Here is a 22,666-nt window from a genome sequence, read left to right on the forward strand (position 1 = left end):
TGGCTTAAGCTTTAATTTAAGCTTAAGCCCAATAAAAAATATATAGATCCTTAAAAATCTGTGGTGGTTGTTGAGAATATTTAGCGATTTATATATTTACATCTCAATACGAGGAAAGAAGCATGCATCATGTCAGTAAAATTACAGCAGTGTTGTGTTTGGCTTTAAATGTATCAGCGGTATACGCAGATAGCGCTAGAGGGTCTGAAAAACTCATCGTTGATACAAATGGCAGAGCACAAATAAGTGTAGATGAAAATACCGGGCTTGCTCGGTTTATTCGTATCCCCAATTCACAACTTAGCCCACTTCGATTAGGATCACCCGTTGGTAGAGTTAACACGCAGACAAGCGCAAGCCTTACTGCAGATGAACTTTCTACTACATTCTTGCGCGACTATGGTAGTGCATTCGGGATAAGTGATGTTGAAACCGAATTAACATTAGTCGGCAGCAATAAAGACAAACTAGGTTCGTCGCATAGCATATTTAAACAAAGTTATAAGGGCTTACCTGTTTTTGCTGGTGAAATAAGAACGCACTTTAATGCAAACGGACAAATGATTGCCGTAAACGGTAAATTTATCGCTGATATAAAAGTCGTTACAACGCCTGTTATTACACAAAACCAAGCCGCTGGAATAGCTTATCGTACAGTCGATAAAAACTTAGCTAAGGCTCTTACCGCCAATGGCGCTAATATTGGTAATCGCGAAGATAAAATAGGCACTCCTGAAGCCCTTTTCGCAAATGCCAGTACGTTAATGGTTTTTCGTTCAGGACTGTTACAAGGCGCCCCGGGCGTAGACCATTTGGTATATGAAATAGAAGTGTTGAATGGTTTAGGCAATGTACGTGAATTTGTCTACGTAGATGCAATAAATGGTGAAGTTGTTGAACAAATAACCGGTATACATGACGCACTTGACCGCAGAGCCTTTGACGGCGAAGGTGCAGCCCACCCGGGCCCTAATTATCCAAACTCACCATTCTGGGTTGAAGGAGATGCATTACCAACAGGCGATACTGAAGCAGATAATATGATATATGCGTCGGCTGAAACTTATGCATTTTTTGACAATGCATTTGGGCGTGATTCATTTGATGGTTTAGGTGCAACTATGGATGCCATTTTTAACCGTGGTGACAGTTGTCCAAATGCATCTTGGAATGGAACATACATTTCTTTTTGTCCAGGCTTAACTAGTGATGACGTTACCGCTCACGAATGGGCCCATGCTTATACTGAAAAGACCAATTCTTTGATATATGCATGGCAGTCAGGTGCGCTCAACGAATCTTACTCAGATATATGGGGAGAAACGCTCGATCTTATCAATAATCGTGATGATGTTAACTTCCCAGTTACCTTAAGAACAGATGGAAGTTGTTCAGTGCATGGCGCTGGTACACCAAGCCAAGACAATAGCGCCCGCTGGTTGATGGGTGAAGATACATCGGGCTTTGGTGGAGCTATCCGCGACATGTGGAATCCAACTTGTTATGGCGATCCAGGAAAAGTCTCTGATACTGAATACTTCTGCAGCTCCGCAGATCAAGGTGGCGTTCATTCTAATTCTGGTGTACCAAATCATGCTTTCGCATTAATGGTAGATGGCGGCACTTACAATGGCTTCTCAGACACCGGTTTAGGATTGACCAAGTCAGCGCATATTCACTGGGCTGCGCAAAATATGCTTACACCAGCTAGTAACTTTGCTGATCAGGCTGATGCACTTGAAACGGCATGTAGTGCATTAACGGGTCTTAATTTAAGTAGTTTGCTTGATGGTTCACCTTCAGGTGAGGTAATTAACGGAAGTGATTGCGACCAAGTTAGCGCAATTGTTGATGCTGTTGAATTTCGTACGCCACCAACGCAATGTGGCTTCGACGCGCTTCTTGCTAAAGATGCCCCAGCCCTTTGTGAAGGCAACGGCGCTGTTCAAACCTTCTTTAGTGAAAATTTTGAAGCTAATTCTTTGCCAGCAGGCTGGACAGTAAGCTCGCACGATGTAGTTAATCCTGCGACCTTCGATAGCCCTGGTTGGTCAATTAGTGATGACTTACCTGCAGGCGCAAGTGGCGCCTCCGCAGCATTTGCTCCTAACTTGGTTTTGGGTAATTGTGGAACGGATACTGAAGCCGGTGTTATTAATTTAGATAGCCCAGTAATTGCGCTACCAGCAACAGGAGCACCAAAATTAGCGTTTACTCACTGGGTCGCTACAGAAGCTGGCTGGGACGGTGGTAATCTTAAATTAAGCGTAAATGGTGGGCCGTTTGTTCTGGTACCTTCTGAAGCTTATTCATTTAACCCCTACAACAGTACTCTTAGTGTCAGCGACAATCCATTAGGCGGACAAGCTGCATTTACCGGTGGTGATGGCGGAAGCAATAGCGGAAGCTGGGGACAGTCTCAGGTCAATTTATATGGTTTAGCGTACCCTGGAGATGATGTTCAATTGCGTTTTGACTTTGGTACCGACGGCTGTAATGGCGTTATCGGTTGGTATGTCGATAGCGTAGAAGCGTATTCTTGCTCACTTGAAACATTGCCAGTTTGTGGTGATGGCCTGCTTGATATAGGTGAAATGTGTGATGATGCAAATAGTGCCGATGGCGACGGTTGTTCTAGTAGTTGTCAGGTAGAAAGTGGTTTTTCTTGTACTATCCCAACTGGACCTATAAGCAGTAGTAATATTGTTGCTGATTGGAGCTTTGAAGGTGGTGTTCCTAACGCTGATTGGTTGACGAGTTCGACGTTTACCGGTATTGAAGGCTTTCCACTTTGTGGCCCTGATAATGGCTGCCCAGCAGCAGGTTTATCAACCACTGGACAATGGCTTGTATGGATTGGTGGATTAAGTGAAGGTGTGACTAGCAGTGCGGCGCAGGATATTACCATTCCTGCTACAGCAACTGAGTTAACAGTAAATGTGTACCGTGGGCTATGTGACGCTGCAAGCGATTCTATCCAAGTCAGTATTGATGGGTCTGATATAGGAACTGTTACTTGTAATGCAACTGATAGTGACTATATTCCTTATACATTCTCTATCGCCCCCTTCAATGATGGACAGCTTCATACACTATCTATTGGAGGTACAGTAGGTGGAACGAATGGTACACACTCTAACTTTTTCGTAGATGACGTAGTTATTGAAGACAACTTAGCTAGACCCGCTATACCTAGCGTATGTACTGCATTTGCTGCCGATATAGCTTGTAATGTCCCGGCTGTTGGATTCGACAATGGCATTCCTGCTAGCTGGTCTGTTGTTGACAATGCTGGCCAAGGGATTGTTTGGTCAAGCGTAGCTGGGTCTGGAATTGGAGGAAACTTTACTGGTGGTCTAGGTGATGCGGCTTCTGTATCAAGTGATGTCACCCCTGGTGATTATGATACAGAGATACATTCTAATTCATTCAGTTTAGTCGATTGGACAGGGGCATCGTTAACGTTTCTTGCGGATTATCAGAATCTTGGATTTTTAGACTTCCTTAATTTGGATATAAGCACTGATGGCGGCAATACTTGGACCAATATGCTTAGCTGGAATGAAGATCATCCTGTTGGCGGTTTGTACACTAGTGACGGAGAGTCTGTGTCGGTTGATTTAACGCATTATGCTGGTGAAGCTGATGTTACTTTACGCTGGCATTACTTTGATCCTAACGCGTTTGACTGGAATTGGTATGCGCAAATTGATGATGTGGCTCTAACATGTGACAATGTGCCACAGGCGCTAAGATGCGACGTAAATCTAGATGGTTATGTTGACCGTGTTGATATAAGACTCATTGGCATGGCACGTGGTCAAGCGGCAGCACCAGGTGATCCTCGCGACAATGATGGAGATGGTATTATTAGCCCATCAGATGCGCGCCAATGTGTACAATTGTGTACCGAGCCTCGTTGCGCTACTCCACGATAGTAGTAAGTAACAAATAAAAACATATAAAGCTCGGTATTATCCGAGCTTTATTTTTGGGGAAGGATTATGTATAAACTAATTTTTATCTTATTGGTGTCTTTGACTGCTTGTAGCACTGAAAGCTCAGTTGAAACTAAAAAAGAAAATGCTCAAAAGGCGTCTAGCCAACTGCAAGCGCAGACACAATTACAAGAACAAAAGGTTACGGCACTTGCTAATGAAGAGTTAGGCACACTTGTAACAATAGACAGTGCACAAACCGTGGACTATCAAAACTTAACTTTGCGCTTAACCGGCGTTGAAGACTCGCGATGTGCAATTGGTGTTCAGTGCGTTTGGGCAGGCCAAATAATTGTGACACTGGATGTTTCAAATGAACGCGAAGAAAATCTAGAAGTAAAATTAATCCGCAAACGTGAGTCTAACGTCGTTAATGCTTTTGGCTATAATTTAAAGTTGATGGACGTCAGCCCGCATCCGAAAAAAGACAAAGTGATTTTACTAGAAGACCAAATCATTTCACTAAGCATTGTAAAAGCAAATTGAACAAAGCCAAAACCACTTCGTTCAAGGTAAACGCTTTTATATAGATTTTTGTATTTTTACATGCCTTAAATTAGACTTATGTATAGTTACGGAATTTTGTGCGAGAATCTTTTACGCGTTCTACTTTATAAAAAAGTGAGGGAATTTATGGCAAAGATATCAAAGCTTAGTTTGGCTGTTTTTAGCATTGTGTTTGGAAGTATTTCATATTCAGCCGCAGCGAATGACCTTCCCGATGGCGAAGGAAAAGAAGCAGTACAAGCAATCTGCTCAGCTTGTCATAACGTGAATCGCATATCGACAAGCCTTGGTTATAGTCGAGAGCACTGGTTGGATTTAACCGCGACAATGGTTGACCTTTCGGGAAGTAAATCCCAGCAAAATATGATTGCCGATTATTTAGCCACGCATTTCCCGCCTAACGATGAACGAGTTCCTACCCTTATTGATGGCGAAAATACGATTAAGTTTAAAGAGTGGGTGGTGCCAACGCTTGGTCAGCGCTCACGAGACCCAGTAGAAGCGCCAGACGGCTCCATATGGTGGGTTGGTCAATGGGGAAATTTAATGGGACGCATCGACCCTGAAACAGGAAATATGCAAGAATATCCATTACCTGCCGGCGCCATGCCGCACTCAGTCACTCCCGATAATGCTGGCTTTATGTGGTACATGGGCAATAAAAACGGCACCGTTGGACGTCTTGATCCGAAAGATGGGACAATAAAAGTATATGACATGCCAGACCCGAAAGCGCGAGATCCACATACTGGTGTGTTTGACGAAGATGGTATCCTTTGGTTTACGCTTCAGCATTCAAATAAAGTAGGGCGCTTGGACCCAAGTACTGGGAAAATTGATTTAATAACAGCGCCTACAAAAGGTTCACGACCCTATGGCATTAAGGTTGATGAATTGGGTGACATATGGGTGGCGTGCAATGGCAGTAACTGCTTATTAAAAGTTGATCATAAAAGCTTAAAAATTACAGAAATTAAATTGCCTCACCAACGCACTAAGGTGCGTCGATTAGATATCGCTGGCGACGGTATGATTTGGTACGTAAATTCAGGTCGTGGCCGCTTAGGGCAATATAATCCTAGCAACGGTGAAATTCGTGAGTGGGATTCTCCTAGTGGGCCTACGTCACACCCTTATGCGATTGAAGTGCTTGATGGGGTCGTTTGGTACAACGAATCAGGTATGCGACCTGATGCCCTCGTGCGCTTCGACCCAAAAGATGAAAGCTTCCAAAGCTGGGCAATACCCTCTGGTGATTTCTATGCGGGTATAATTCGTCATATGCGGCCTACCAGTGATGGGAATTTACTGATACACCAAAGCTCTACTAATCGCATTATTCACGTTGAAATTGGCAAGGAATGAGTGGGCTACCATTTAATGAAGGAGAAAATGGTCGTAGATAGTGGTCTTAGTGATAAGGTAAGGCTTCTTTCAAAGCAACAAGGATAGAGACAATGCAATATCTAGTATTTGGCATTTCAATTAGTGTCATATCGTGGATGGTTGGCATGATAGTCAATGCCCTAATACAAAACAGGCCTTTTTACAAAAGGCTTTCTCACTTTAATTTCATTAAAAGCCAACGTAAGAATAAGCTAATCGGTCTAGGTCCCTTTACTTGGTGCGTAAAAAACACTGTCTTTAGTTTGCTAAATCAAAAACTAAAATTAGATAGAAAACTAAGCCTCGATGAACTTTATGAATTAAGAAAAGAAATGACGATAGCAGAAATTAGCCATTTAATCGGCTTTGTATTTGTTATTTTCTTTGCGCTTTATAAAACCGCCAAATATGGTCTATTATTTGGGCTGGTCATTATGCTTTGTAATGTGTTGTTGAATCTTTACCCTTCGTTGCTGCAACAGTATAACAAGCGACGGCTCGATCGTTTGATTGCAAGAGCTGAAAGGTACTAATAATGCAGTTTCAAGCGTCCTCATCATTATCATCAAAGCCAAAGATATTTTTCTTTCAACAAAATTGCATAATACTCTAGAGTTTATGATGACGCTTTTGGATTCAGACTGATTATATTCATTGTTTTGCAAACTAGATGTAAAAATTAGTGTATTGAAAAAGTTTTGAATTCTTCAAAAGAGATTGTTTTTTAAAGGAAAAAAATGGAAAAGCTTATTTTCTATTGACATGAAAAGTTACATTCCGCGATTTAAACCACATAAACCATTGATGTTTTTAAGCGACTATATTAGTGCGACTTAACGCAATAACTTAAATCCCGGAGTTAATTATGAAAACAAACATCGTTAAAGCAGTGTTGATAACATCAATCATTAGTGCAGCTGGTTTTGCTTCTGCTAAATCTAGCCCAGTATATGTGGCGTCTGACAACGCCGTAGAATCGCAGTTGTGCGTAGTGGCGGCCACATCGAGCACTAAACGCATGAATGCGAAATTGGTAGCGTCTTTTTCTAATCAGAAATTAAGCAAAAAATACACCTTAATTGCAAATAATCTTAAATGTAATGGCGTGCCTATTGCCGACTTTGCTATGCAGGCAGGCAATGATGAAATTGCAAAAAAACTTGCATCCTACATGGACAAGAATGTGACTATTCATGATATTGCGAAGCTTGACGACGACCGTTCTGCTAGCTAGTCGCATATCAACAATTTTCGTATCTGCATTTTGGCCAAGGGCTGTAAAGATTGCCTTGGCCAATGACTTTCACCATTCACTACGACTATCTTGTTAATTTAAACGTCTGTTGCAGGCAGGAGTATATTTTAGTCTTGTTTTGTTAGCTAGATGTAAATCTTTGTGTATAGAAAAACCAGTGAAATTAACAAAAAAACCAATAAAATCAATCCGTGTTGCATAGACAAGTGATGTGTTTTATTCTTTGCGCATACCACCATACCTCATACAACTTAACTTTGGAAAACTACATGAAAAGCTATAGGCAAACCACTCTCGCGCTTGCTGTATCTTTGGCATGCGCCTTACCCGCATATGCACAAGACACTGCAAACGAAAATACCACGGCCAACGATGAAGATGGTTTAGAACGAATCGTTGTGACCGCACAAAAACGCTCTCAGAGCATTCAAGACGTTCCTATCTCTATTGCAACACTCAGTGGCGAGCAGTTTGAAAACTTGTTTTCTGGCGGCGGCGATATTCTAGAGCTAGCGGTGCGTGTGCCAGGTTTATACGCAGAGTCTTCAAATGGTCGTGTTGCACCTCGCTTTTATATGCGCGGCTTAGGCAATACTGATTTTGACCTTGCAGCATCGCAGCCAGTATCGGTCATTATGGACGACGTAGTGATGGAAAATGTGGTACTTAAGAGCTTTCCATTATTTGATATCCAACAAGTAGAGGTCATTCGTGGGCCACAAGGTACATTGTTTGGACGCAACACCACTGCCGGTATCATCAAATTTGATTCAGTCAAACCATCTGAGGACTTTGACGCATACGTAAAAGCCTCAATAGGAAGTTACAATACGCGCAATATTGAGGCCGCAGTTGGTGGCGGTTTAACTGACAACTTAGCGGGTCGTTTTTCTGTATTGTCACAAAAGCGTGATGACTACATTGACAATATCGCATCTGAAGAGGGCGATGCGATTGGTGGTTTTAACGAATTAGCTTGGCGTGCTCAACTTCTTTATACCCCTACAGATGAGTTGTCTATCCTTGCTAAAGTTCACGGTCGAGATTTAGAAGGCACAGCGTCTATCTTTAGAGCAAACGTGTTTACACCTGGTTCTAACAACTTAAATGAAAACTACCAACGCGACCAAGTTATTTACGATGGTAATTTAGAAGGGAATGGTTTTGATAACAACCCACAAGCCTATGACAGTCTTGGTGGCTCAGTAAAAATCGATTATGATTTTGGAGACTTTACCCTAACCTCAATAAGCGCTTATGAAGAGACTGAAGGCTTTAGTTTAGGCGATATTGACGGCGGCTTTGGAAGCTTAGCTCCCTTCACTCCAGACCCTCGACCAGGCATTATTCCGTTTGACGCCGTGACCAAAGATAATCTCGACAATTTAGAACAAGTCACTCAAGAACTGCGTTTTGCTAGCGACACAGATGACGCCTTGTCTTGGCAGTTAGGAGCTTTCTATTTTGATTCGTCGTTTGATGTTACCAGTACCGATGGATATTTCGGGGCTAGCACCGTATTTCATGAAAACACCACATGGGCAGTATTTGGGCAAGCCAGCTATGAAGTTTCTGATAAGCTAAGTATTACAGGCGGCGTACGTTATACTGAAGATGAAAAATCACTTGTAGTAGGCCAACAAAATGTAAACGGATTTGCCCTTGTTACCGGTGACGCTTCTATTCAAGACTATGATCCGGTTAATGTTGATGACGGACAAACCAGTTTTGAATTGAGCGCCAATTATAAATTAAGCGATGATGTATCTTTGTTTGCTCGTTTTGCCAATGGTTTTAGAGCCCAGTCGATTCAAGCAAGAGATGTTGCATTTGAAGGTAGCCCTTCAGTTGCTGAAGCTGAAACGATTAATTCAATCGAAGCCGGGGTTAAAGCAGACCTACTTAACAATAAACTAAGATTGAATGCCGCAGTATTTGCATACGAAGTTGACGATATTCAGTTGTCTGCTATTGGCGGTGCAAATAACGGTAACTCGTTGCTAAATGCTGACAAAGGCAGCGCTTACGGATTTGAAGTAGACGCTCAATACTTGGTGAACGACAATTTAGCCGTAACCGCAGGATATAGTTACAACAATACTGAACTTAAAGACGCTGATTTGTTAGTAGGCGCTTGTGGCGCAAACTGCACAGTAACTGATCCTTTACTAAATGGTTTGGCAGTGGCTGATGGAAACCCGTTTCCACAAGCTCCTGAAACCATCTTAACCTTTACTGCGCGCTATACTATACCGCTGGGCAATGACGGTGAGTTATTTGCTTACACTGATTGGTCATTCCAAGGTAAAACAAACTTGTTCTTGTATGAGTCAGTAGAGTTTCAAACAGATAATAACTTTGAAGGCGGTTTACGTATTGGTTACGAGAACTTTGCAGATGGATACTCGGTTGCCTTATTCGGTCGTAACATTACCAATGAAGACAACGTGAAAGGCGCTATCGACTTCAATAACTTAACCGGTATTGTTAACGAGCCTCGCATTTGGGGGATAGAAGGTAAGATTAGCTTCTACTAAGCGAAAGGTTAGTTAATATGACACAAGGCCGGTTTTTTAGACCGGCCTTTTTTTATTTTTACCGTCAATGCGATGGTCATCAGTAAGCCAACCAGAAAGTAAACATCAGTTCTGTTGGCTAGCTCATATTCTTGCTTTTTATCAACTTATGGACTAGCTTTAATAATATGATTTTGTAGCGAAGTTCAGACTATTGACGTAATCATCATCCCATTTTGCAAAGTTGTTTCATATGCTTTAAGAACACTACAATTTAAATTAAAGGGGTAAGTTATGGTTACGAAAATTATTGTAGGCGGAATCTTTATAATAGTGGTTGCAGGCGGAATATATTTTAGTCCAAGTTACGCTATCGCAGTAAGCCCTGCATCACTCAATCTAAAACAGTATCAAACGGGTAATGTTACCGTGAAGCTTATGTACAAGCCTTGGTTTGGAAGTTTTAAACCAATAAGCGGTACAATTAACGCAAAAATTGCCAATACAGGCGCGACGGTTTCTCCCTTAACTGCTAAAACAACTAGTGCTGGTGGTCGTACTACGGTCTTCACTGTTACGGGTATTACGCCTGATACCAAGTCAAAGCTTTTTTCAGTGGTAGCTCTCGTAAGGGAACGCATGAAGACAATCAAGTCTTGGTTATTGTAGCGCCAAATGGGTGATAGCTAGTTTTTGTGTTGAATATTAGCAAAATAAAAAAAGCAATCGGTTCGTTTGCAAAATACTCTAGCTCGATTGTTGTGATTTTTTACTAGTATCGTAATAGCATAAATAACGCTTTTCATTTAAAGGCGGGTGCGAGTCATTACTAATCGACACCGAAAGCCGGCAAAAGCCATGTAAGCTATTAGGAAAAAGCTTTTGAATTCAATATTGCGAGCGCTTTTTTTGGGTCGCCGCTTGAAGCTCTTTTTTGAAATTCATAATAAGCTTCTTGCTCACGAATCGCATTACCAACGATCACATCAATGGCTTTGTTTATGCTCATATTCTGCTTTTCAGCGAACTCTGAAAGTCTTTTTTTGTTTCATCATCTGTTCTATAGGTTATTGTTGCCATTTTTAAACCTCTCTCAAAAATTAATCTGGTGTCAAAAACACCATAAAAATTGAAGCCGGTTTGTCTTATCCCAAACAGTCTCTCACCGTTAACATCAAACAGTATATCTTCCGACGCTGCTATCTAGCCTCCCAACTCAATCCATAAAAGGTATAGTATGGTTATCTAGAATATCAGCGAATAGCGCATAATTGTACTATTCGCTGAGTGTATATTTTGAATCTTAGTCTATCGAAAACTCGTCGAATAATTGTACTTCTGAATTTAAATTTGTGGGATCAAACACATAACTTTGTACTGTGCCTGTTCCGGTATCTAAAATAGAAAATACTGACAAGGTATTGCTCGTTACAAATGGTAAATTTGGATATTCTTCGTTTTCTAAACTCATAGGACTAAACAAGTTGGGGAAACTCATAACGCGATTTTGAGGGTCGCCATTGGGTGGGTAGTCTTCAATAGACCATCGAGGATTTGCTGAATTCACATCAGCCCAAAAGTCCGCATAACTGGAACGAACATCTCTGGTATAAACACCGCTACTATCCACATAATAAGCACCGTAGGAATTACCTACGTTAGAGCTTTCTAAATAGTGCAAACCTTCAACCTGTGCACGATTCCATAAGTGTGAGTGCCCGATGTGAACTAAATCAACACCATTTTCCAAAAATAAAGGTTCAATGTCATTTAACCAGACATCTTGATCAAGTGGGTATTGATAACGCACCTCACTGACATTTGCTAGCATGGGTTCAACGTCATTGGTCCACGTATCCGCGCTCAAAGGAAAGGTGAGTTCAGTAATAGATTCATTCCCTTGGGTATCGGTTTCCACTAGTTGCATAACCGGTTGAGATAGTACTGGAACAGTATTGTCACCTAAGCCAAATACCCCTTGGTGGGCCATTACCACTTTGTATTTTGCATTTTTAAATGCATCCGTTTCCATAACTGATTCTAACCATGCATATTGGTCAGAATCTTTATCAAAGCGTTCAAATAAAAACTCACCAAACCCCCATTGAGAAGGGTCTTCTAAGGTACTTAAACCCTCAACAAATTTCGATTTACTGGCACCAGACACGCTCCATGAGCGCCATATTCTTGATACATTCATGGAAATAATAAATACGTCACCAAATGCTGTAGCGTAGTATTCTTCGCCGCCTTGACCATCATTTGGAAAAGAGAAAATATCTAAGAAGCTAGTTTGGTTATGTGATTGATCAGCAATCCATTGGGCTTTAATGTCTGCATCATCCGTTGGATTAACGTCGGCCTTAACTTTTTCGTAGGCTACCTCCGCATACCATACTGGTTGCGGATCATTGAAGCTTCCATTGAGAGAGTAATCATCTTCAGTAGGATTATATCGTCCCATAACTTCATGGTTGCCTATAGTGCCAAACAACGGTGAATGTTGTAGAATTTCACCTCCATTGTAAGGGAAGCCTGGTAAGTATTTTTGATAGTGGCCTTGCAGCGCGGGGAAGAAGCCAGGAGCGTTATTTTTGGCTTGGTCAAACCATTCTGAAGCGCGATCTGGTACATTTACAAAATCCCCAGCGAATAAAACCGCATCAGGGATTCCCACAGTTTCAACCACTTTTTGGTAATTAGCCACGACGTTCTTTTTAGACTGCAAATCAGACGTTAATAGGATTTTCAACGGTGCATCTTTTGCTGGCGCTGGCGCTAATGTAAAAGTATCACTAGCAAATACAAAACCATCTTCATCTGTACTCGATACTGAATAATCGAGCCGTACACCTTCGGTCAAGCCTTCAGCAGTCGCTTCGTGTCGATAAACCGAACGATAGCTCACTTCATCATAGGCTTTACCAAATTGTTGAGAGGAAACATCTTCCATCATGCGGCTTAACTGGGTAGTAGCAACATCAGAAGTAGCAGCGTCACCATAGGTCAATGTGTGTTCAGAACCTTCAAAATTAGTGAACCATACAACGTTGACTGAACTATCAGTTGGAATTTGTAGGAATGGGTCGGTTAACATTGCATGTTCTGCATTTACTAGTACCGGTACTTCAACTGGCACCTCAACTTCCACAGGTACTTCTACTTGTACGATTTTTTCGTCTTCACATGCACAAAGCACAGTAGTAAGGCAAATTAAGCCTAGTAAACGGGTATTTATGGATACAGCTTTCATTTTAGTTTTCCCTCACATATGAGTTTATTTTCTAAATTTAGCGCAAAGTGAATCGAGTCCAATTGGTGCTTAACCCACTTTGAGCTAACCGATACAAACCATTTAAAAACGATACAAATCATTCCTCGAAATATTGCATTTCGAGTAGAGGTTTTGTTGTTAACTTAAATGACGCGAGAAAAATTAGCAGTTCAAGAAGACATGAATGTTACAAATTAATCATGTTATAAAAAGTTCATAAAACCGAAATTGTAACTATCCCCTAAAATAATACAGAAAACGAAATGACTTCAACGGGTCGACTTCAACGGTTCAGGTTGCTTGAAATAATATTCGTGGGGATCACTCCGAACCTGACCCCTTGATTCGAAGAAAGTACTTGCCATGATTTAGCAAAAGAGTCTAATATTTATAGTGGCAATCAAAGAAGAAGGAGGCAGTAATCATGCAGTCTAAGCTTTTGGCGACGAATTTTCGATGTAAATAACGTTATGCTCAAACTGACTAAACTTCTATGCTTGTATATTGCGTTTGTTTGTTTGGCTTTTAGTCAAACTTCTTTCGCTCAGGAATATGAAACCGTTTGTGGCACGCGCCAGTGTATGAGCTGCAAAGGAACAGGCACCGCTACCTACAAAAATAGCTACCGAGACTATGAAAACCTTACCTACAAAGATACTGGCGGCTGGAATCAATCACGAGAATACTATTACACAAACTCTTCTATTAAGTCAGAGCAAGTAACTGAGACTTGCCATGTTTGTGGAGGGCACGGTCGATACAAACATTGCAGACAAGTATATCGACCGCCCGAAAACGCGCAAAGAGTGAAGCAAGCAAGTCCCAGAAACCAATCGTTTTATAAAGCACAAAGAGACTTTGCAAAAATCAAAAAAGATCTTCTAAACGGCTTTTTACTTGTAGGAGACACTAAAGGTAAATGGCATGTTATCGCGCTAGATAAAAATTCTGCTAACTATCGTTTCATTGAAAAAAACGTCATTTTCCATGATGGCGTAGTAAATAAACAAGGCACATATACTTCCCACAAGCTACATTCAAAAACAAAAGATGGCGCTAAAAAAACTAGTTTCTATGACAAAAACTTCAATTTAAAATATGTAATAAAGGGAAGTTACATAGCTCTTGGTCACAACGATCTGTTTTGGGTAGAGAGTGGAGGCTTTAATAACTATTACGCTTATGGCAAAACGCAAAAATTTCCCAAAGTAAAATTATACAATGCCAGAACCAAGACTTACTTAACGAAGAATACTTACGTTTTGGGTTTAGAACCACGAGACGATGAGCGTGTCATGATAAAAGATGGCTATATACCCGCGTTCGCAATGGTTAGAGGTATAGATGGTAAGTGGGTAAAACGGTTGGGTGTTATCGACCTAAACGATAGAGTGGTCGTACCCTTCGTAAATAAGGAAATAAGCGAATACGAATCAAGGTTGGGGTTGGTGTCGTTACTAAATGCCTTTGACACTATCGATTACTATTCTATTGAAAAGGGCCTAATAGAACCAGTTGGCGAAATAAAATACACCTGCCCAGATGGCTCGATTGTTCGAAAAGTAGAGCGCCAAGGTGTTGATCGCTTTTCCTCAAAGCTTAAAGACCGAATATTGTATAGCTTTATGGATGGCAAAACCAAAAAGTCCTTTCCTTACATATTTACATCTACGTCTTGTTATGAAGATGACAAATACCTCACAGTAAGCACCCTAGATGGTCACGAATATATGATAATGGGGAATGATAGATTTTACAAAAAAGCCAATAGTGGCTTTTTAGCAAACCACAAAAAAGAACCCATCTCAATGGAAGGCGCGAGTCCTTTTAAGCCGATTGACCTGCGATACAAAGGCAGAAGAACAATATTCAACCCTAACAACAATAAGGTTGGGCATGAATATTATCAAGATGGCGCAACTGTTTTTGATAAACTCACTCGACTAGCAGGTGGCATTTACAAAGCAGAACAAAATGGAAAAGAAGGTTTGTTAATCAAGCATGAATTCGAACGGAAAATGGTGCTATCTTTTCCAAAGGCTGAATTAGGTGATAGAGTCGTACGCAGATTAATTCCCTTCAAAGGTGACACTGGAAAGTGGGGTCTAATGGATACGCGATTAGATTTCTCGGAACAAGTTATTCTAGAGCCTAGCTATGATGAAATACGAATTTTTCTTCAATATGCGTTGGCATATAAAAACGGGCAAGAATTTTTATTTGAATTTGATTTTGATTGGCAGAAACCCTCGACAATTAAAGAAATTCAAATAGGCAATTATAAAGACAAGCGGCAAGAGTTACTCGTAGAGTATAGTAGGAAATTAAATAATATCGATTTTACCTTAAGAAACAAAGCCTACGGTCATTTGCGTGCTATGTTACCTGATGATTTTACTGTTACTGGGCAACAAGTAGTCGGGAGAGTACATCATTATCGAATAAAAGATGAAGGGTTGTTGGTGATATTTCCCGATAGCGAAGGCAATGTAGTTTCGGCATTGCTTGACGATAGAATAAAACTGTTATCTCTCCTAGAAGAAGACGCTAAGAGAGGCAATTATTTGTTACTAGCCGAATACCAATCGGGCATGAAAGGACTGTTACAAATTTCGAAAGGAAACAAGATACCAGATCAAATAGATGGGAAACCTAATGGGTTTATGGTGCAGACCTACAAATATACTGAAATTGTTGATGATACCTTTGGATTCCAGCATTACTACAATACTGCATTAAAACCTAAGCCAAGTTATATCTTTTCAAAAGCTGACAAGTTCTATGGTGTATCAAAAGATAAAGAAAAAGATATATACATTTACCACTTTACGCCATTTAAGGTACGAAGTTAGGTATTAACTAGAAAATCCCATGGGATCAAAGGGTCAGGTTCTGAGGGATCCCCTCGAATATTAAACTATGTTTGGACTTCAAGGGGGTGGGTTGCTTGAAGACTAACAACGAAAAGCACTAATTTACTAAATCCAATTTAAACGACGAACGCTGGTGCAAGTTAAACTTTTGACGGTAATAAAGTAACTATGTTGCTATGTTGCAGAAAAGATTGATGTCTTTTAAGGCAAAGCACAATACTTATTGTGCAAGCGGGTCAAAAAGGTAATTTTTCATGACTAATGTTCATCGAAAAAGTCTTTATCGCGAATATATTTGTGCATGTAATGATAGGAAATAGGCGATATTAGCCAGCGCGATATTACCCGATATAAGCGCCATAATGGTCTAGCATCTTCAAAAATACGCCCATCGTGGAGCCATAGCGAGCGACCCACATGAACAAATAGGCCTGGAAGGGGCGGCAGAAAAGTCACAATGTCTAAATCACAACACACCCGGAAGGTGCGTTTGTGTAGTAAATAGTACTTATGAAATATTCTAAAACTTGTTGAAGGCTGTCCAAAAGTGACGACCCGGCGAACGCTACGAGGAAATGACAGCTCTAAACGCTGCGCCGATAGTACTGCCATAGCACCACCTGAAGAATGACCTGTAAAGGTGATACGTTTGCCTGATGCGATAAGTGGTTCTAATATGTTTTCAATTTGCTGATATACGCTTTGACCAGCTCTTTCATACTGCGTTTGTCCACCACTTGCTGCGCAGATTGTACTTTCTTGATCGATTAAAAACTGATAACCAAAATGTACAAAGCCGTTACCCTTTCGCCCAGGTGCAAACTTTCCTTTAGCTTTTTTGGGGAAGATACAGAAATTTAGAAGCCAATCTTGCAAAGATTGCGTCCCTCTAAACAATACGATGACTTCTTTTTTCTGAGGGCGGATAAGTATTCGCGCAATGACTGCCCGATGTACGTTATAAACGGCATGATGCTGATGCTCTGAAAAACCAAGAGCCTCGTAGTCAAATTCTCTCGGATATGCCAATTTACACAATACGGCGTATCGCTCGTACTGGTAGCGCTTGAGCTTTTTCAAATGTTATCCAAAATCAAGAATCATGCAGCTTTTTTAGTGGCACCAATACGTTCAATGTCTAACTCCGATACGGTGGCTTCTTTAGTGTAGGCGACCCAATCGATGAGGTTAAGGCTGCCTTTACTGTCTTCTACCAAGGCAGAGCAATTTTCTATCCAATCGCCATCGTTAACGTAGTGGATGCCATTTACCGTGTCAGATTCTGGATGATGAATATGGCCGCAAATAACACCATCTAAGGATAAGTCTTGAGCGCGCTTTGTAGTTGCTTGTTTATAACGCTCTATCGCTTTGTTGGCTCCTTTAACTCGTTGCTTAATATAGCCAGCAAGGGACCAGTAGTGTCCATTTCGCCAACTGCGAACACGATTAAACCACCGGTTGGCAAACAGCAATACATCGTATGCTTTGTCACCTATCCATGCATGGAATTTACCTAAGGTAACGTCACCATCGCACTGATCGCCGTGTAACACTAAATAGCGTTTATTTGCGGCGGTGTGATGCACATACTGACGCTTAATCTCTATGTCGCCAAACTGCATGCCTGAATACTTTTGCAGGGGAGCATCATGATTTCCCGGCAAGAATATGACTTTGGTTTTGCCATGACTCAATGCGATAATTTTATGCATTACCTCGTTGTGAGCATCTGGCCAACGAAATTGTTTGCTCATTGACCACATATCAACAATATCACCTACAAGATAAAGTCGTTCGCAGCTCATGTTGTTCAAAAAGTGAAGCAAAAAGTCTGCTTTGCAGTCTTTGTTGCCAAGATGAGTGTCTGAAATGAATACGCTTCTAAAATGTGGGGCCTTGACCATTGTAGTTCCAAGTAAGAGCTTTACTTGGAGCGCTAGATTAATGGGGGTACTTGACGGTTAGTTGACATATTAATGAAGATACTGTGACAAATGGTGGCGTACCTAGTACTTTAATGGGTCGACTTCGAGGAAGTCGACTAGGGGGTCTATCAAGGGGTCGGTCTATCAAGGGGTCAGTTTGCTTGAGAACGACACTGGACTTCGCAGCTTTCCTTACTAAGCTTTTTGTTACAACCGAACGTTTGTGTTAATTAGCAAAGTAATTAAAGGAAAACGAATCGCACATAACAATATTTATATTGCTTCAAAGTTGCCACAATCACCATCCAGACCTAATATCCAAAATCGGCGGATTCTTAGTAATTCATCTACAAAGAATGAGAAAAATTGTGAGTAGACATAAATCAGTCTTTATTAAAGACGATATGTTGATGCGAACAATCTAGACAATTTAAAGTATAAATTTTTGCCTTTTTAGAAACTTTGGTATTTTTACTTTGGCAACATGGACAATTGCTCTTCATTGCGTTTGTTTTTTCACAGGTATTGCAAGTCACCTAATAGCCAAATCGTCCATAATGATCTACTAACTCATTTTTCTCACCACAATGTTTGCAAGTAATTACTCGTCATTAAATACATGCTTGCTACACATTATTACTTAACAAACATACTTGATATCCCAAGTTTTGACAAACTAAATGGATACACTTTGGTTTACAAAAAATAAAAATATATATAAAATGTAAACCAAATGGGAAAGGATATTATTATGTTTGCTGAACGATTAGGGCGAGCTCGAAAAGCCGCAGGGCTATCAATGAAAGCTTTGGGCTGCCAAATTGGCTTATCAGCCAATGCGATAAAAAAGTACGAGCATGGGGATGCTATGCCTTCTTCATCAAACCTATTAAAGCTTGCCAAGGCTCTTGATGTTCGCACAGAGTACTTCTTCCGTCCTACTAAGGTACAGCTCGAAGGCGTCGAGTATCGCAAACGAGCAAGCACGCCTAAGAAAACCTTAGATCGTATCAATGAAGATGTGATCGATCAGGCTGAACGTTGGCATGAGTTGTTAGATTTGTACCCTGATTCTGTCAAACCTATCCCTGCATTTTCTTTGCCTGAAGGGCTTACAAAAAAAATCGAAACTTTGGAAGAAGTAGAAGATCTTGCTATTCAGATGCGAGAACAGTGGGATCTTGGCTTAAACCCGATTCATGACATGATTGATACCCTGGAAGCCAAGGGAATCATGATCATTACGACTGACGTAGAGACGCGTAAAAAATTTGATGGTCTGGCAGGAAATATTGGTTCTACTCCGGTTGTAGTTATTTCTACAAGTCAAAGCGGAGATCGCCAGCGTTTTACTCTTGCTCATGAATTAGGTCATTTAGTCGTGCACAGCCGATTGGCCGATGATATAGATGAAGAAAAAGCGTGTAATCTTTTTGCTGGAGCATTCTTATTACCTAAACAAGCTTTAATCGAACATTTGGGTCAGAGCCGTCGCTACATTGAACCACGCGAATTATTTATGCTGAAGCACGAATATGGAATTAGCATGTTAGCTACCCTATACCGCGCAGGTCAATGCGGCATCATTTCTGAATCGGCTCAACGCGGTTTATTTATGTCTTTCAGTAAGAAAGGGTGGCGTGCTCAAGAACCTGGTCAACCATACGAACAAGAAACTACCTTTCTATTGAAACAATTGGTTTATCGAGCGCTAGGGGAAGAATACATTGGTGAATCTAAAGCTGCAGAGTTGTTAGGTGTTTCTTTATCCAGTTTTCACAAGGAACGGAAACTGGAGGTGCTAAGTGCAGCAGCTCCTAATTAGCGATGCCAATATCTTAATCGACATGGAAGAAGGCGGCCTACTAGAGGATATTTTTCAATTACCATATAATTTTGCAACACCTGATATTCTCTTTTACGAAGAGCTCGAAGATGAGCATGACTACTTGCTAGAGCTTGGTTTAACCTTAAAGGAAGTCTCATCTGACTCAATGGTATATGCAATGCAACTGACAGGGACCTATACAAAAGCGAGTCGAAATGACTGTTTTGCGTTGGCATTGGCTAAGCAAGAGCAATGCCCTTTGCTAACAGGCGATAAGGCGCTTAGAATTGCTGCTGAAAAAGAGGCGGCTATCGTACAAGGTACTATCTGGATCGTGAACCAATTAGTCATTCATCAAAGAATTAGCACGATACAAGCGCGATCCGCCTATACTAGAATGAAGGCTAATGGAAGAAGATTACCGTGGCGAGATGCCGAGGAAGCTTTGTTTCAATTTGATCAAGCAGAAAATAATTAATATGTTGTTTGGATGGGGCACATAATATCCAACTTACAAAATCCGTGATACTCCAACTAAAACAATGTATATCGAGGGGTTAGTTTGCTTGAAACGACACTGGACTTTGCAGCTTTCCTTAGTAAGCTTTTTGTTACAACCGTACGTTTGTGTTATCTAGCAAAGTAATTAACGTAAAACGAATCGCACATAACAATATTTATATTGCTTCAAAGTTGCCACAATCACCATCCAGACCCAATATCCCAAATCGGCTTCTTAGCAATTCATCTACAAAGAATGAAAAAAATAGTGAGTAGACATAAATCAGTCTTTATTAAAGACGATAGGTTGATGCGAACAATCTAGACAATTTAAAGTATAAATTTTTGCCTTTTTAGAAACTTTGGTATTTTTACTTTGGCAACATGGACAGTTGCTCTTCATTGCGGTTGTTTTTTCACAGGTATTGCAAGTCACGTAATAGCCAAATCGTCCGTAATTATCTACTAACTTATTTTTCTCACCACAATGTTTGCAAGTAAAACTATTGTTAAGTGGAATAACGACATTTAACGCTAATTTATCATCTTCAATAGTGTGCTGATCAGTTTCTATAACTTTTTTGTTTTCGCTAGCTTCAAGCAGAAATGAAGTAATCGAATTTAATTCATCTTTGCTGAAACTAGCGCGGCTATCGGTAACTGCATGAAGCATATTTTTTCGTAAATTCATCAGCGTATAGACTTCATCCTGAATAAACTCAGATTTTACTACCTTGCTAGATACTACCTCTGGCATCGTAGTTCTTTCAAGAACAGCATTGCTTGAAACAGCACACAATCCATGCCATTGCCGTCCATTCATTGTTTGTTGTATCCCCAAAAACTTTGGCAAGATTACTTCTCTATTGTGGTGTAAAAACTCTTTTAGAAGTTTTTCTTGTAGCTCAACTTGTTTAAGCGGAGACGAGATGCCTTGCCATCTATTGTTGACCGTTCTAGACCACTCACCCTTTTTATTCACTTTAACAATACCTGCAATACTTTTAGATTCAATAAGTATGAATCCGAAGGGATATATCACCAGATGGTCAATCTGTGCAGACTCGCCATTGTAACTAAAACGTAGGTCGTTAATTATATGAACCTGTTGGTTGTCTTTGAAAGCTCGCCTGAGGTAGAAAGCAACATTTAGCTCATGATTTTCTCCCGCAATGGCAGTACGCGAGACAGAATTTTGTTTTTCTTTAGTTTTCATGATCATATGAGAAAAGTATCCGATAATAGTTTGGTTAGTGCTAACTTTTATTTAAGATTACATTTTTCTTTGGTAGGTTTAAGTAGCTGCCTCATGTGTTAGATATTGTTTGTGATACGCTAACGAAGAGGCTATTAACATGGGGCGAGGGTCAATGTGGGCTAGCATTCGACTTCACACACATTCAAGAGTTTAAAGAAATTTCGATGAGGTCTATGCACTAAACAGATCACACCTGAACGGATATAAGAATAGTTAAAGCGATATACTGCCTTGGTCTTGAGAGTGTCTATGGGTTTAGAGAAAGCTCAGAGGGACTTTAAGGGTTCGGGTTCTGAGGGATCCCTACGAATATTTTAGACATTAAGTGGAGTGGCTCCTGCATCAACGATTTATCTACCAGAATATCTTTGAAAATACAAAAATTTAACTAATATTTGATCTGTTTGATGAGTCACGAATTTACCAGTGCTTTAGCACATTTTCAAAGCTCTGAGATAGTTTGGCTAAAAATCACTTTAAGTAAATCAAGGTTTAAATTGACACCTGCAATATTTGCATCAATCCAGTCTTGCTGAGAATTATTAGGCCATGTCACATCATAGCCAATGGTGTACAACATCTCTTCAAAAAAGAAACGTAATACCCTACCGTTTCCTTCACGAAACGGGTGAAGCAAATTAAGCTCACAAAATAGGTCTGCTACCTTTTCAATTAGCTCATCATGATCATGGCAATCTGCTAAGGCAGGAATAGTTCTAAATAACTTGTTTGCTTCAGGCTCGATTCGTGTCCAAGTACAAAAACGCGTGTCACCTTTGGAAATGTCTACATCCCGCGTTTTACCAGCCCATTCGTATAAATCTTGAAAAAGGTGATGATGAAGGTGCTTTAGATGTTCGAATGAAAAATCAGAAAGTGACAGTGGTGAAGATTCGTATGTTCTATAGCGTTCAGCAGTAAACTCAGCTTCCGCTTCGTCCAGTACATCTGAGTCTCGTATTTCTAAAAGGTTAATTAATACATCAGAATCAGGGTAGCAATATTTATCGTGAGCTACCCCGTATTTATCTCGCATACTTGCGCTTCAATTCATCAATACTCTTGCCTTCATTACTTTTTTTCAGTGAAAGACCTTCGTAGCTTAAACTGACCTTAAAGTTATCCATATTGGGTGTAAACTTAGTCTTGCGCTGATTGCTAGTCTTAGAAGTTGTGGTAACCATAAAGCCTCCTAGGTTACTAATTATTTTAACCTATTCAGCCATAAATTGCCATGAAACAGACTAACTGAAAATACACTTCTTGAGAATTAATTCGAGTTTAAAAGGCAACAAACTAGCTTAATGCCGATCAGTTAATAAATATTTAACGATCCATTGAC

Annotated in this window: 17 protein-coding genes; 10 read left to right on the forward strand and 7 right to left on the reverse strand. The window is 40.5% G+C overall.

Annotated elements, in window-relative coordinates; translation table 11 throughout:
* The first annotated feature begins 122 nt into the window (after positions 1-122).
* The 7 genes from AC0L6H_RS10940 to AC0L6H_RS10970 all read left to right on the forward strand — a co-directional run bounded on the left by AC0L6H_RS10940 (position 123) and on the right by AC0L6H_RS10970 (position 10,331).
* Entirely contained in the window at positions 123-3,938 is a 3,816-nt protein-coding gene (locus AC0L6H_RS10940) for a M4 family metallopeptidase (RefSeq protein WP_473394330.1), read from the forward strand.
* Between the two features lie 66 nt (positions 3,939-4,004).
* The gene (locus AC0L6H_RS10945; protein WP_473394331.1) at positions 4,005-4,484 is read left to right on the forward strand and encodes a hypothetical protein; all 480 of its coding nucleotides are present in this window, start codon (positions 4,005-4,007) and stop codon (positions 4,482-4,484) included.
* Positions 4,485-4,631: 147 nt separating this feature from the next.
* Positions 4,632-5,870 carry a Vgb family protein gene (locus tag AC0L6H_RS10950; protein WP_473394332.1) on the forward strand — a complete coding sequence of 413 codons (1,239 nt, stop codon included), beginning with the start codon at positions 4,632-4,634 and terminating at the stop codon, positions 5,868-5,870.
* A gap of 92 nt (positions 5,871-5,962) precedes the next feature.
* The gene (locus AC0L6H_RS10955) at positions 5,963-6,424 is read left to right on the forward strand and encodes a glycosyl-4,4'-diaponeurosporenoate acyltransferase CrtO family protein (protein WP_473394334.1); all 462 of its coding nucleotides are present in this window, start codon (positions 5,963-5,965) and stop codon (positions 6,422-6,424) included.
* A gap of 332 nt (positions 6,425-6,756) precedes the next feature.
* Entirely contained in the window at positions 6,757-7,125 is a 369-nt protein-coding gene (locus AC0L6H_RS10960) for a DUF3718 domain-containing protein (RefSeq protein WP_473394336.1), read from the forward strand.
* Between the two features lie 290 nt (positions 7,126-7,415).
* Positions 7,416-9,683: a TonB-dependent receptor gene (locus AC0L6H_RS10965; protein WP_473394337.1), complete on the forward strand. Its 2,268-nt coding sequence runs from the start codon at positions 7,416-7,418 to the stop codon at positions 9,681-9,683.
* Positions 9,684-9,956: 273 nt separating this feature from the next.
* On the forward strand, positions 9,957-10,331 hold the full coding sequence (locus AC0L6H_RS10970; RefSeq protein ID WP_473394338.1) for a hypothetical protein: 375 nt from the start codon (positions 9,957-9,959) through the stop codon (positions 10,329-10,331).
* A gap of 199 nt (positions 10,332-10,530) precedes the next feature.
* Here the strand turns inward: AC0L6H_RS10970 and AC0L6H_RS10975 are convergent, their stop codons facing one another.
* Positions 10,531-10,671, reverse strand: coding sequence for a hypothetical protein (locus AC0L6H_RS10975; RefSeq protein ID WP_473394339.1), 141 nt, complete (start codon positions 10,669-10,671; stop codon positions 10,531-10,533).
* 294 nt (positions 10,672-10,965) lie between these two features.
* Positions 10,966-12,915 (reverse strand): metallophosphoesterase, encoded by a 1,950-nt coding sequence (locus tag AC0L6H_RS10980; protein WP_473394340.1) that lies wholly within the window; start codon positions 12,913-12,915, stop codon positions 10,966-10,968.
* 602 nt (positions 12,916-13,517) lie between these two features.
* Here AC0L6H_RS10980 and AC0L6H_RS10985 point away from each other — a divergent pair.
* Positions 13,518-15,788, forward strand: a complete 2,271-nt coding sequence (locus AC0L6H_RS10985; protein ID WP_473394342.1) for a hypothetical protein — start codon at positions 13,518-13,520, stop codon at positions 15,786-15,788.
* Positions 15,789-16,067: 279 nt separating this feature from the next.
* On the opposite strand, the gene AC0L6H_RS10990 is transcribed toward AC0L6H_RS10985, so the two are convergent.
* Entirely contained in the window at positions 16,068-16,889 is an 822-nt protein-coding gene (locus tag AC0L6H_RS10990; RefSeq protein ID WP_473394343.1) for a lipase family protein, read from the reverse strand.
* 20 nt (positions 16,890-16,909) lie between these two features.
* Positions 16,910-17,716 (reverse strand): UDP-2,3-diacylglucosamine diphosphatase, encoded by an 807-nt coding sequence (locus tag AC0L6H_RS10995; protein ID WP_473394344.1) that lies wholly within the window; start codon positions 17,714-17,716, stop codon positions 16,910-16,912.
* A 772-nt stretch (positions 17,717-18,488) separates the two neighbouring features.
* On the opposite strand from AC0L6H_RS10995, the gene AC0L6H_RS11000 reads away from it, so the two are divergent.
* Positions 18,489-19,562: a helix-turn-helix domain-containing protein gene (locus AC0L6H_RS11000; RefSeq protein ID WP_473394346.1), complete on the forward strand. Its 1,074-nt coding sequence runs from the start codon at positions 18,489-18,491 to the stop codon at positions 19,560-19,562.
* On the forward strand, positions 19,543-20,043 hold the full coding sequence (locus AC0L6H_RS11005) for a PIN domain-containing protein (protein WP_473394347.1): 501 nt from the start codon (positions 19,543-19,545) through the stop codon (positions 20,041-20,043). Before AC0L6H_RS11000 ends, AC0L6H_RS11005 begins: the two co-directional genes overlap by 20 nt.
* Positions 20,044-20,349: 306 nt before the next feature.
* On the opposite strand, the gene AC0L6H_RS11010 is transcribed toward AC0L6H_RS11005, so the two are convergent.
* The 3 genes from AC0L6H_RS11010 to AC0L6H_RS11020 form a co-directional block, all read right to left on the reverse strand.
* Entirely contained in the window at positions 20,350-21,288 is a 939-nt protein-coding gene (locus tag AC0L6H_RS11010) for a nuclease-related domain-containing protein (RefSeq protein ID WP_473394348.1), read from the reverse strand.
* Between the two features lie 478 nt (positions 21,289-21,766).
* A complete protein-coding gene (locus AC0L6H_RS11015) occupies positions 21,767-22,360 on the reverse strand; it encodes a Fic/DOC family protein (RefSeq protein WP_473394350.1) in 594 nt (197 codons plus the stop codon).
* Positions 22,350-22,508, reverse strand: coding sequence for a hypothetical protein (locus tag AC0L6H_RS11020; RefSeq protein ID WP_473394351.1), 159 nt, complete (start codon positions 22,506-22,508; stop codon positions 22,350-22,352). Before AC0L6H_RS11020 ends, AC0L6H_RS11015 begins: the two co-directional genes overlap by 11 nt.
* Positions 22,509-22,666: the final 158 nt, after the last annotated feature.

The sequence above is a fragment of the Glaciecola sp. G7-5 genome, from assembly GCF_055808975.1.

Excerpts from the sequence above, each read along its gene's own strand:
- AC0L6H_RS10940 (WP_473394330.1), top strand. The coding sequence starts at position 123 with ATGCATCATGTCAGTAAAATTACAGCAGTGTTGTGTTTGGCTTTAAAT.
- AC0L6H_RS10945 (WP_473394331.1), top strand. The coding sequence starts at position 4,005 with ATGTATAAACTAATTTTTATCTTATTGGTGTCTTTGACTGCTTGTAGC.
- AC0L6H_RS10950 (WP_473394332.1), top strand. The coding sequence starts at position 4,632 with ATGGCAAAGATATCAAAGCTTAGTTTGGCTGTTTTTAGCATTGTGTTT.
- AC0L6H_RS10955 (WP_473394334.1), top strand. The coding sequence starts at position 5,963 with ATGCAATATCTAGTATTTGGCATTTCAATTAGTGTCATATCGTGGATG.
- AC0L6H_RS10960 (WP_473394336.1), top strand. The coding sequence starts at position 6,757 with ATGAAAACAAACATCGTTAAAGCAGTGTTGATAACATCAATCATTAGT.
- AC0L6H_RS10965 (WP_473394337.1), top strand. The coding sequence starts at position 7,416 with ATGAAAAGCTATAGGCAAACCACTCTCGCGCTTGCTGTATCTTTGGCA.
- AC0L6H_RS10970 (WP_473394338.1), top strand. The coding sequence starts at position 9,957 with ATGGTTACGAAAATTATTGTAGGCGGAATCTTTATAATAGTGGTTGCA.
- AC0L6H_RS10975 (WP_473394339.1), bottom strand. The coding sequence starts at position 10,671 with ATGAGCATAAACAAAGCCATTGATGTGATCGTTGGTAATGCGATTCGT.
- AC0L6H_RS10980 (WP_473394340.1), bottom strand. The coding sequence starts at position 12,915 with ATGAAAGCTGTATCCATAAATACCCGTTTACTAGGCTTAATTTGCCTT.
- AC0L6H_RS10985 (WP_473394342.1), top strand. The coding sequence starts at position 13,518 with ATGAGCTGCAAAGGAACAGGCACCGCTACCTACAAAAATAGCTACCGA.
- AC0L6H_RS10995 (WP_473394344.1), bottom strand. The coding sequence starts at position 17,716 with ATGGTCAAGGCCCCACATTTTAGAAGCGTATTCATTTCAGACACTCAT.
- AC0L6H_RS11000 (WP_473394346.1), top strand. The coding sequence starts at position 18,489 with ATGTTTGCTGAACGATTAGGGCGAGCTCGAAAAGCCGCAGGGCTATCA.
- AC0L6H_RS11010 (WP_473394348.1), bottom strand. The coding sequence starts at position 21,288 with ATGATCATGAAAACTAAAGAAAAACAAAATTCTGTCTCGCGTACTGCC.
- AC0L6H_RS11015 (WP_473394350.1), bottom strand. The coding sequence starts at position 22,360 with ATGCGAGATAAATACGGGGTAGCTCACGATAAATATTGCTACCCTGAT.
- AC0L6H_RS11020 (WP_473394351.1), bottom strand. The coding sequence starts at position 22,508 with ATGGTTACCACAACTTCTAAGACTAGCAATCAGCGCAAGACTAAGTTT.